The organism is Mesorhizobium sp. M1E.F.Ca.ET.041.01.1.1 (genome assembly GCF_003997355.1).
Classification (GTDB): Bacteria; Pseudomonadota; Alphaproteobacteria; order Rhizobiales; family Rhizobiaceae; genus Mesorhizobium.
In genome coordinates this window covers 1-9,044 of sequence record NZ_RZSL01000228.1, presented here as the reverse complement: position 1 = coordinate 9,044, position 9,044 = coordinate 1, and the positions used below count along the sequence as shown (strand labels likewise).

The window sequence follows — 9,044 nt, the reverse complement described above, 5'->3', positions numbered from 1 at the left end:
GCCGGGACCGACGCTCGTCGTCATGTCCTGACCGATGCAATTCGACCCTCCGGCCGAATGCCGGAGGTCGAACTCGCATCACCCTTTTTAACGCATTTGCACATGGAGGACGGACCGATGTTCGATCCATTCAGAATACCCGGCTCGAGAAGCCTGCACGAGCGCAAGATGGCGACCTGGGCGTTGCTGATCGGCGAGACCTATTCGTCGGCGGTACATGCGCAGGAGCGCCGGCGTCCGCATCGCGGCATGCTGCCGGATGTCGACTTCTCGCGCGCCGTGCCCGACCACAGCCGGCCTTCGCTGGTGCGCCGTGTCGCGAGGCTGTTCCGACCGGGCGAAAAAGCACGGGCTGGCGACAGCCTTTCGTCAGGAGGTTCGGAGCCGTCAGCATCCTCTGGCGAGCCTGTCGGCGAAAAGCCCGCGACACCCTATATTGCGCGAAGCAGGGCCGGCGATGCAGTTGATTCCGTATCGCCGGCCCGCGGCGCAGCGCGGCCGAGAAAGCTTGTCCATCAATCCCGCGCTGCCTGAGCGCATAGACAGTCGAGTGCCCCGGAATGTTCCGCTGGTTTGAAAACAGGCTCGATCCATTTCCCGCCGCGGAGCCGGTCGAGCCGCCGAAGACGCTGATAGCATTCTGCCTGCATTACACGCGCGGCGCCTGGCCCTACATCCTTGGCGATGCGGTGCTGGTGGCGGCGATTGCCATCGCGGAAGTGTGGATGTTCGGCTTCCTTGGCCGCATCGTCGACTGGCTGTCGGGGCAGAACCGCGAAACCTTCCTCGAGACCGAGAGCTGGAAGCTCGCCGGCATGGCCTTCATCGTGCTGTTCGCGCTGCCGGGAACGGTCTGGCTGCATTCGCTGCTCAATCAGCAGACGCTAATGGGCAATTATCCGATGCGCATCCGCTGGCAGGTGCATCGTTACCTGCTCAAGCAGTCGATCAGCTTCTATCAGGACGAATTCGCCGGCCGTATCGCCACCAAGCTGATGCAGACGGCGCTCGCCGTGCGCGAATGCGTCATCAAGGTGCTCGACGTCCTCAACTACGTCATCGTCTATTTCCTCGGCATGCTGTTCATCGTCGGCTCGGCAGACTTGCGCCTTGCCGCGCCGCTCGCCGTCTGGCTGGTCGGCTATATCGGGCTTTTGCGCTTCTTCATCCCACGCCTGGGCAAGGTCGGCGAGGAACAGGCCAACGCGCGTTCGAGCATGACCGGCCGCGTCGTCGACAGCTACACCAACATCCAGACGGTCAAGCTGTTTTCGCATGCACGCCGCGAGGCGGCCTTCGCCAAGGAGGGCATGGCAGGCTTCCTCGACACGGTCTACCGGTCGATGCGGCTGGTGACCGTGCTTTTTGGCTCGCTCTACATTCTGAATGCATTGCTCTTGTTCTCGGTCACCGCCATCTCGCTGTGGCTGTGGTTGGATCAAGCGGTCACGATCGGCGCGGTAGCGGTGGTCATCGGCCTGGTGCTCAGAATGTGGGGCATGTCGCAGTGGATCATGTGGGAGATGTCGGCGCTGTTCGAAAATATCGGCACCGTGCAGGACGGCATCGCTTCGATTTCGTTGCCGCGCCTGGTCGAGGACAGGCCGGATGCGAGGGATATTGCCGTCACCCGCGGCGAAATCCGCTTCGAGGACATCCGCTTCCACTACGGCAAGCAGAAGGGTGTCATCGAGAACCTGTCGCTCACCGTGAGGCCCGGCGAGAAGGTCGGCATCGTCGGCCGGTCCGGCGCCGGCAAGTCGACCCTGGTCAATCTTCTGCTGCGCTTCTACGACCTCGAGGCCGGCCGGATCCTGATCGACGGCCAGGAGATCGCGGCGGTGAAGCAGGATTCGCTGCGCGCGCAGATCGGCATGGTGACCCAGGACACCTCGCTGCTGCACCGATCCGTACGCGAGAACATCCTCTATGGCCGCCCCGACGCGACCGACGAGATGCTGCTGGAGGCGGCGGGCCGGGCCGAAGCGCTGGATTTCATCGGTGCGCTTTCCGACCACGGCGGCCGCAAGGGGTTCGATGCCCATGTCGGCGATCGGGGCGTCAAATTGTCCGGCGGCCAGCGGCAGCGCATCGCCATTGCCCGCGTCATGCTGAAAGACGCGCCGATCCTCATCCTCGACGAGGCGACCTCGGCGCTCGATTCGGAAGCCGAGGCGGCGATCCAGGAGAACCTCTACAAGCTGATGCAGGGCAAGACCGTCATCGCCATCGCGCACAGGCTGTCGACCATTGCAGCGATGGACAGGCTCGTCGTCTTGGACAAGGGCCGCGTCATCGAGGAAGGCTCGCATGAGGAACTCGTCGCCAAAGGCGGGCTCTATGCCCAGCTCTGGCAGCGCCAGTCGGGCGGCTTCCTGCTCGACGACGTGCCGGCCGAGGCCGCCAACGATGCGATTGCCCACGACTTTGATGCCAAGGGTGAAGCCGCGGAATGATGAAAGCCGTTTATCGCTGGTTCGAGCACTGGGTCTACCCGTTCCGCGAGCCGGCGAATCTTCGGCCACCCGCCAGCGTCGGCGGCTTCCTCTGGCACTATGTCGGGCAGGCGAAGCTCGCTTTCTTCGCCATGCTGATCATTGGCGGCATCGCGCCGCTGGTCGAAGCCGGGCTGTTCTATTTCGTCGGACGGCTGGTCGATATCCTCGATCAGCTTCCCGGCGAGCGCAGCTGGCATGCGTTGTGGGCCGCCGCCGGCCCCGAGCTTCTGTTCATGGGCGCGGTCGTGCTTATCATTCGCACGGCGGTCGTCGGACTGGCCGCGTTGGTCGACGAACAGACGATCACGCCGGGCTTCTATAATCTGGTGCGCTGGCAGGCGCACCGGCATGTTTCGCGACAGTCCTATGCCTTCTTCCAGAACGATTTCGCCGGCCGCATCGCCACGAAAGTCTGGCAGGCGGGGCAGGCAACCGGCGATCTGATGGAAAGCTTCATCGAGGTCGTCTGGTTCATGGTCGTCTACACGGTGACGACGCTGGCGCTGGTTGCCGGCCTCGATCTCAGGCTGGCGGCGCTGGTGGTGGTGTGGATCGTCGCCTTCGGCTGTGTGGCCAGGCTCCATCTGCCGGCGGTCCGCAAACATGCCGAGGCGACCGCCGAGGCCGGCTCGATGATCAACGGCCGCATCGTCGATTCCTATTCGAACGTGCAGACGCTGAAGCTCTTCGCCGCCGACGGCGACGACCGCTACATCCGCAGCGGCTTCGATATCTATCTCGATGCGCTGCGGCCGTTCACGCGCAGGCTGACCGGCGTGCGCATGGCGCTGACGACACTTTCCGGCACCATGATCACTGCGATTGCCGCCTTCGCCATCTACTTGTGGGTGGAAGGTTCGATCACGGTCGGCGCCGTCGCCTTCACGCTTTCCCTGGTGCTGAGACTCAACATGCTGCTGGGTCGGCTGATGATGCAGCTCAACAGTATCCTGAGGAATCTCGGCGTGCTCGAGAATTCCAAGGCGCTGATCACGCAGCCGCTCGGCCTGACCGATGCGCCGGGCGCGAAGGAGCTGGTGGTTGGCGGCGGCCGCATCGACCTCAAGAACGTCACCTTCCACTACGGCAAAGGGGCAGGGGTGCTGGACGGCATCGACCTCGTCGTGCGGCCGGGCGAGAAGGTCGGACTGGTCGGCCCGTCGGGCGCCGGCAAGACGACGCTGGCCAATCTCATCCTGCGCCTCTACGATCTCGAGGGCGGCAAGATCCTGATCGACGGCCAGGATATCGCCGAGGTGACGCAGAATTCTCTGCGCGCCAATATCGGCGTGGTCAGCCAGGACACCGCGCTCTTTCATCGCTCGCTGCGCGACAACATCAAGCTCGGCATGCCGGGCGCGACCGACAGCCAAGTGATCGCCGCGGCGCGGAAAGCCGAGGCGCATGACTTCATCATGGGCCTGCGCGACAATCGCGGGCGCGTCGGCTACGAGGCCTATGTCGGCGAGCGCGGCGTGAAGCTGTCCGGCGGCCAGCGGCAGCGCGTCGCGATCGCCCGCCTTTTCCTCAAGGATGCGCCTGTCCTTATCCTCGACGAGGCGACCTCGGCGCTCGATTCCGACATCGAGGCGGCGATCCAGGAGAATCTGGCACGGCTGATGGAGGACAAGACCGTGATCGCCATCGCGCACCGGCTGTCCACCATCGCCGCGCTCGACCGGCTGGTGGTGCTCGATGGCGGGCAAATCGTCGAACAGGGTACGCATGACGAGCTGGTGGCGCTCGACGGGCTCTATGCGCGGCTGTGGAAACGGCAGTCCGGCGGCTTCCTGTTCAATGAGGAAAGCGTGCTGGAAGAGACGCGGCCGGCGGAGTAGAAAACGGTCATGTCGGTACGGATGCCTTCGAATTTCGGACGCTCAGGCGTGCAGGAAAGCGCGCTCGACCTGCTCGGTCACGAGATCCTCGCCGAGAAGGCGGCGGCCCTTGGCCGCGCCGGCCAGCGCGTCGAGGAGACGCTGGCGAAGCTGCGTGAGAACGGCGATGGCGAGCATCGCAACCGGCTGCTCAAGGAGGCGGCGGACGCCGTCCACGGCTATTTCATCCAACGCGAACTCTGCGGCTTTCGCCGGCACGACGCCGTGATCCGCGAATACAACATCCCGAGGGCGGTGCTGGTCAGGCTCGGCGCCAGCTAATGCATGTCGCCCAGAAGTGTACACGGTTCTGGGGCAACGACATGCATCAAGACAAGGACTTAAAGCGCGTCGCCTGAATCCGTTTCAGCGCGACGCGCTTTAGGAAACCTATTCAAGCCATTCGGTAATGAAGCTGCCATTCTCGTGGATGTCGGTGGTCTCGAGCGGGCCGGGGCCGAGATTGCTGAATTTGTGCGGCGTGTCGGGTGGCACGATCAGGATCTGGCCGGCGGACGCCTCGATCCGCTGGTCGCCGACGGTAAAGAGGGCCTTCCCTTGCCGGATGATGAAGATCTCCGCATAGGGATGCTTGTGCAGGCGCGGGCCGCCGCCGATTCCCGGCATATAGTTGAAGATCAGGCAGCTTCTGGAGCCGAAGGCGCCGCATTGCAGCTCGCCTTGCCAGCGGTCCGGGGCTTTCGCCCATTTGTCGCGGTCGATGACATGCGCCATGGCCGGAGATTAGACCGGGCCAGCGGTTCCTGTCGAGGTTGACAAGGCCCCGATTTCGCCCAAGATTTCCCTCTGTTTCACGGTGTCTGACGCTGCGCAGGCGGAGCGGCAACCCAGGCTGCGGCACATCCCCGCGACAATCTGCCCTTGTGCCTTCACCCGTCTGGACAAAAACGGGCTTCACGCATAAACCGAACCTCCAAATGCCGGAGGAATTCGCTAGCCTGTTCGCCATGCGCTGTCGGGCCGGCGCGATTGAGCGGGGACAAGGCTCGGCCGCCGGCACGGAAAGAGGCGAAAGGATCAGGCACCCGTGAGCGCAACCGACATCCACGATCCCAACCGTCGCGATTTTCTCTATATCGCCACCGGCATGGCCGGCGTGGTCGGCGCAGGCGCCGTCGCATGGCCGTTCATCGACCAGATGCAGCCGGATGCCTCGACGCTGGCGCTGGCTTCGGTCGAGGTCGATGTCTCTTCGCTCCAGCCCGGCAGTTCGCTGATCGTCAAGTGGCGCGGCAAGCCGGTCGTGGTGCGCAACCGCACCGAGAAGGAGATGAAGGACGGCGAGGCTGTCAGCCTCAACGACCTCAAGGATCCGATCGCGCGCAACGCCAACCTGCCCTCCGACGCGCCGGCGACCGACGCCAACCGCACCACCCCCGGCAAGGAAGCCTGGATGGTGATGGTGCAGGTCTGCACCCATCTCGGCTGTATCCCGCTCGGCCAGGAAGGCGATTTCGGCGGCTGGTTCTGCCCGTGCCACGGCTCGCAGTACGACACAGCCGGCCGCATCCGCAAAGGCCCGGCGCCCGAGAACATGGCGATCCCGGTATTCAAATTCATTTCCGATACCAAGATTCTTATCGGCTGAGGCAGGGGGATATTTCGATGAGCGAGGGACACTCCACCTACACGCCGAAGACCGGCATCGGACGCTGGGTCGATGCGCGCATGCCGCTGCCCAGGCTGGTCTATGACAGCTTCATCGCCTATCCGGTGCCGCGCAACCTCAACTACATGTGGACGTTCGGCGGCATCCTGTCGATCATGCTGGTGGCGCAGATCCTGACCGGCATCGTGCTGGCCATGCATTACACGTCCGACACAAATCTCGCCTTCGATTCGGTCGAGAAGATCATGCGCGACGTGAATTCGGGATGGCTCTTGCGCTACCTCCATTCCAACGGCGCCTCGTTCTTCTTCGTCGCCGTCTACATCCACATCTTCCGCGGTCTCTTCTACGGTTCCTACAAGGCGCCGCGCGAGCTGCTCTGGATTCTCGGCTGCATCATCTACCTGCTGATGATGGCTACCGGCTTCATGGGCTACGTGCTGCCTTGGGGCCAGATGAGCTTCTGGGGCGCCACCGTCATCACCGGCTTCTTCAGCGCCATTCCGCTGGTCGGCAACTGGATCCAGGAACTGCTGCTCGGCGGCTTCGCCGTCGACAATCCGACGCTGAACCGCTTCTTTTCACTCCACTACCTTCTGCCGTTCATGATCGCCGGCGTCGTCGTGCTGCACATCTGGGCGCTGCACGTCGTCGGCCAGTCGAACCCGACCGGCATCGAAGTCAAGTCGAAGACCGATACGGTCGCTTTCACGCCCTACGCCACCATCAAGGACGCGTTCGGCATGATCGTGTTCCTGTTCTTCTTCGCCTATTTCGTCTTCTATCTGCCGAACTATCTCGGCCACCCGGACAACTACACGGTCGCCAACCCGCTGAAGACGCCGGCCCACATCGTTCCGGAATGGTATTTCCTGCCGTTCTACGCGATCCTGCGCGCCATCACCTTCAATATCGGGCCGATCAACTCCAAGCTCGGCGGCGTGCTGTGCATGTTCGGCGCCATCGCCATGCTGTTCCTGGTGCCGTGGCTCGACACCTCCAAGGTGCGCTCGGCGGTCTACCGGCCCTGGTACAAGCTGTTCTTCTGGCTGTTCGTGGCCGACGCCGTCCTGCTGGGATGGCTGGGCTCGCAGCCGGCGGAAGGCAGCTACGTGTTCATGGCGCAGATGGCGACGCTGTTCTACTTCGCCTTCTTCCTGGTCGTCTTGCCGGTGCTCGGCCTGATCGAGACGCCGCGCAGGCTGCCGAACTCGATCACCGAAGCGGTGCTGGAAAAGAAGAACAAGGGGGCCGGCGGGCATCCGGCAGGCGCGGTGAGCGCGCCGGAAACCAAAGGCTGAGAATCTGAGGGGATTTGGCATGAAGAAGATTCTCACCTCGCTGGCGCTGCTTGGCCTGGTGGCCGCGGGCACAATGGTCGCCGCTGCCCAGGAAGGGCATCAAGAGGCAGCGCCGACGCATTTCCCGATCAACGAGCCGAAGGAAATGAGCTGGAGCTTCGCCGGCCCGTTTGGCACCTATGACAAGGGCCAGCTGCAGCGCGGCCTCAAGGTCTACAAGGAAGTCTGCTCGGCCTGCCACTCGATGAACCTGGTGGCGTTCCGCACCTTGGAAGGGCTTGGCTATTCTGAAGGCCAGATCAAGACGCTCGCCGCCGAATACACCATCCATGACGGCCCGAACGATGCCGGCGACATGTTCGACCGCCCGGGCAAGCCGTCGGATCACTTCCCGGCGCCATTCCCGAACGAGCAGGCCGCCGCTGCAGCCAATGGCGGCGCCGCTCCGCCGGACATGTCGCTGCTTGCCAAGGCGCGCGGCGTCGAGCGCGGCTTCCCGCGCTTCGTCTTCGACATCTTCACCCAGTACGCCCAGGGCGGCCCGGATTACATCCACTCGCTGTTGACCGGCTACGACCAGACGCCGCCGGCCGGCATGGTGATCCCGGAAGGCACGCACTACAATCCGTACTTCCTGTCCGGCGTGTCACTGAAGATGCCGAAGCCGCTCTCGGACGGCCAGGTGACCTATGACGACGGCTCGCCGCAGACGGTCGACCAGTATTCGCGCGACATCGCAGCCTTCCTGATGTGGGCGGCGGAGCCGCATCTCGAGGACCGCAAGAAGACCGGCTTCCGCGTGCTGGTGTTCCTGGTGCTGTTCGGCGCCTTGGTCTACATGACCAAGCGCAAGGTGTGGGCCGACGTGGCGCACTGACCCGTCTGGCATTTCAGAAAAATGCGAGGGCGCCGAACGGGCGCCCTTTTCTTTTCGGCTGCTTGCCGGCAAAACTGTACGGCAACGGATCAACCGCCCATGAAATCCTCCCTCGAAGACACGCTGCTCGCGGCCATCCGCACCATTCCGGATTATCCCAAACCCGGCATCCTGTTCCGCGACATCACCACGCTGCTGGGTGACGCTCGCGCCTTCCGCCGCTCCATCGACGAGCTGGTGCATCCCTATGCCGGGCTGAAGATCGACAAGATCGCCGGCATCGAGGCGCGCGGCTTCATCCTGGGCGGCGCCGTCGCGCACCAGCTTTCGGCCGGCTTCGTGCCGATCCGCAAGAAGGGCAAGCTGCCTTACGAAACGGTGCGCGTCGCCTACAGCCTCGAATACGGGCTGGACGAGATGGAGATGCACAAGGACGGCGTTTTAGAGGGCGAGAAGGTGATCCTGGTCGACGACCTGATCGCCACCGGCGGCACGGCTGAAGCGGCGGTGAGGCTGCTCAGGCAGATCGGCGCCGATATCGTCGCCGCATGCTTCGTCATCGACCTGCCGGATCTCGGCGGGCGCCGGAAGCTGGAGGCGCTCGGCGTGCCGGTGAGGACGCTGATCGGGTTCGAGGGACATTAGTGAGTAGTGAATAATGAATAATGAATAGTGACTACTCACTACTCACTACTCACTACTCACTACTCTCCATCGCCATTCACCATTCACCATTCACCATTCACTACTCCACCTTCACCAGCACGGCGCTGGCGAACTCGATGACCTTGTCGCCGGTCGAAGCGAACCCTTCCGAACGCAGCGTGAGCAGGCTCCAGCCGGGGCGGCCGGCAAGGGGGC

General features: G+C 63.5%; 9 protein-coding genes and 1 pseudogene. 8 read left to right on the top strand and 2 right to left on the bottom strand.

What is annotated here, in order from left to right; all coding sequences use genetic code 11:
* The first annotated feature begins 117 nt into the window (after positions 1 to 117).
* Genes EOA38_RS19090 through EOA38_RS19075 form a run of 4 tightly spaced genes read left to right on the top strand, consistent with a single transcriptional unit; the run spans position 118 to position 4,657 of the window.
* On the top strand, positions 118 to 534 hold the full coding sequence (locus EOA38_RS19090; RefSeq protein ID WP_245464903.1) for a hypothetical protein: 417 nt from the start codon (positions 118 to 120) through the stop codon (positions 532 to 534).
* Positions 535 to 560: 26 nt separating this feature from the next.
* Positions 561 to 2,456, top strand: coding sequence for an ABC transporter ATP-binding protein (locus EOA38_RS19085; protein ID WP_126092356.1), 1,896 nt, complete (start codon positions 561 to 563; stop codon positions 2,454 to 2,456).
* Positions 2,453 to 4,336 carry an ABC transporter ATP-binding protein gene (locus tag EOA38_RS19080; protein ID WP_127299959.1) on the top strand — a complete coding sequence of 628 codons (1,884 nt, stop codon included), beginning with the start codon at positions 2,453 to 2,455 and terminating at the stop codon, positions 4,334 to 4,336. The genes EOA38_RS19085 and EOA38_RS19080 overlap by 4 nt, the downstream gene beginning before the upstream one ends.
* Before the next feature lie 9 nt (positions 4,337 to 4,345).
* Positions 4,346 to 4,657, top strand: a complete 312-nt coding sequence (locus EOA38_RS19075; RefSeq protein ID WP_126092358.1) for a DUF6665 family protein — start codon at positions 4,346 to 4,348, stop codon at positions 4,655 to 4,657.
* Between the two features lie 108 nt (positions 4,658 to 4,765).
* Here EOA38_RS19075 and EOA38_RS19065 read toward each other — a convergent pair whose 3' ends face one another.
* Entirely contained in the window at positions 4,766 to 5,110 is a 345-nt protein-coding gene (locus EOA38_RS19065) for a cupin domain-containing protein (RefSeq protein ID WP_126092359.1), read from the bottom strand.
* A 313-nt stretch (positions 5,111 to 5,423) separates the two neighbouring features.
* On the opposite strand from EOA38_RS19065, the gene petA reads away from it, so the two are divergent.
* The 4 genes from petA (at position 5,424) to EOA38_RS19045 (ending at position 8,828) form a co-directional block, all read left to right on the top strand.
* Complete coding sequence (petA, locus tag EOA38_RS19060; RefSeq protein ID WP_126092360.1) at positions 5,424 to 5,984, top strand: ubiquinol-cytochrome c reductase iron-sulfur subunit; 561 nt, start codon at positions 5,424 to 5,426, stop codon at positions 5,982 to 5,984.
* A gap of 17 nt (positions 5,985 to 6,001) precedes the next feature.
* Positions 6,002 to 7,306, top strand: a complete 1,305-nt coding sequence (locus EOA38_RS19055) for a cytochrome b N-terminal domain-containing protein (protein ID WP_126092361.1) — start codon at positions 6,002 to 6,004, stop codon at positions 7,304 to 7,306.
* 19 nt (positions 7,307 to 7,325) lie between these two features.
* Positions 7,326 to 8,183, top strand: coding sequence for a cytochrome c1 (locus tag EOA38_RS19050; RefSeq protein WP_126092362.1), 858 nt, complete (start codon positions 7,326 to 7,328; stop codon positions 8,181 to 8,183).
* 99 nt (positions 8,184 to 8,282) lie between these two features.
* Positions 8,283 to 8,828, top strand: coding sequence for an adenine phosphoribosyltransferase (locus EOA38_RS19045; RefSeq protein WP_126092363.1), 546 nt, complete (start codon positions 8,283 to 8,285; stop codon positions 8,826 to 8,828).
* Between the two features lie 100 nt (positions 8,829 to 8,928).
* Here EOA38_RS19045 and EOA38_RS40435 read toward each other — a convergent pair.
* Positions 8,929 to 9,044, bottom strand: a pseudogene (locus EOA38_RS40435) (dehydratase); the annotation flags it as partial.

Bases quoted from the DNA above. Each gene is read 5' to 3' on its own strand.
- EOA38_RS19090 (WP_245464903.1), top strand. From the start codon at position 118: ATGTTCGATCCATTCAGAATACCCGGCTCGAGAAGCCTGCACGAGCGC.
- EOA38_RS19085 (WP_126092356.1), top strand. From the start codon at position 561: ATGTTCCGCTGGTTTGAAAACAGGCTCGATCCATTTCCCGCCGCGGAG.
- EOA38_RS19080 (WP_127299959.1), top strand. From the start codon at position 2,453: ATGATGAAAGCCGTTTATCGCTGGTTCGAGCACTGGGTCTACCCGTTC.
- EOA38_RS19075 (WP_126092358.1), top strand. From the start codon at position 4,346: ATGTCGGTACGGATGCCTTCGAATTTCGGACGCTCAGGCGTGCAGGAA.
- EOA38_RS19065 (WP_126092359.1), bottom strand. From the start codon at position 5,110: ATGGCGCATGTCATCGACCGCGACAAATGGGCGAAAGCCCCGGACCGC.
- EOA38_RS19055 (WP_126092361.1), top strand. From the start codon at position 6,002: ATGAGCGAGGGACACTCCACCTACACGCCGAAGACCGGCATCGGACGC.
- EOA38_RS19050 (WP_126092362.1), top strand. From the start codon at position 7,326: ATGAAGAAGATTCTCACCTCGCTGGCGCTGCTTGGCCTGGTGGCCGCG.
- EOA38_RS19045 (WP_126092363.1), top strand. From the start codon at position 8,283: ATGAAATCCTCCCTCGAAGACACGCTGCTCGCGGCCATCCGCACCATT.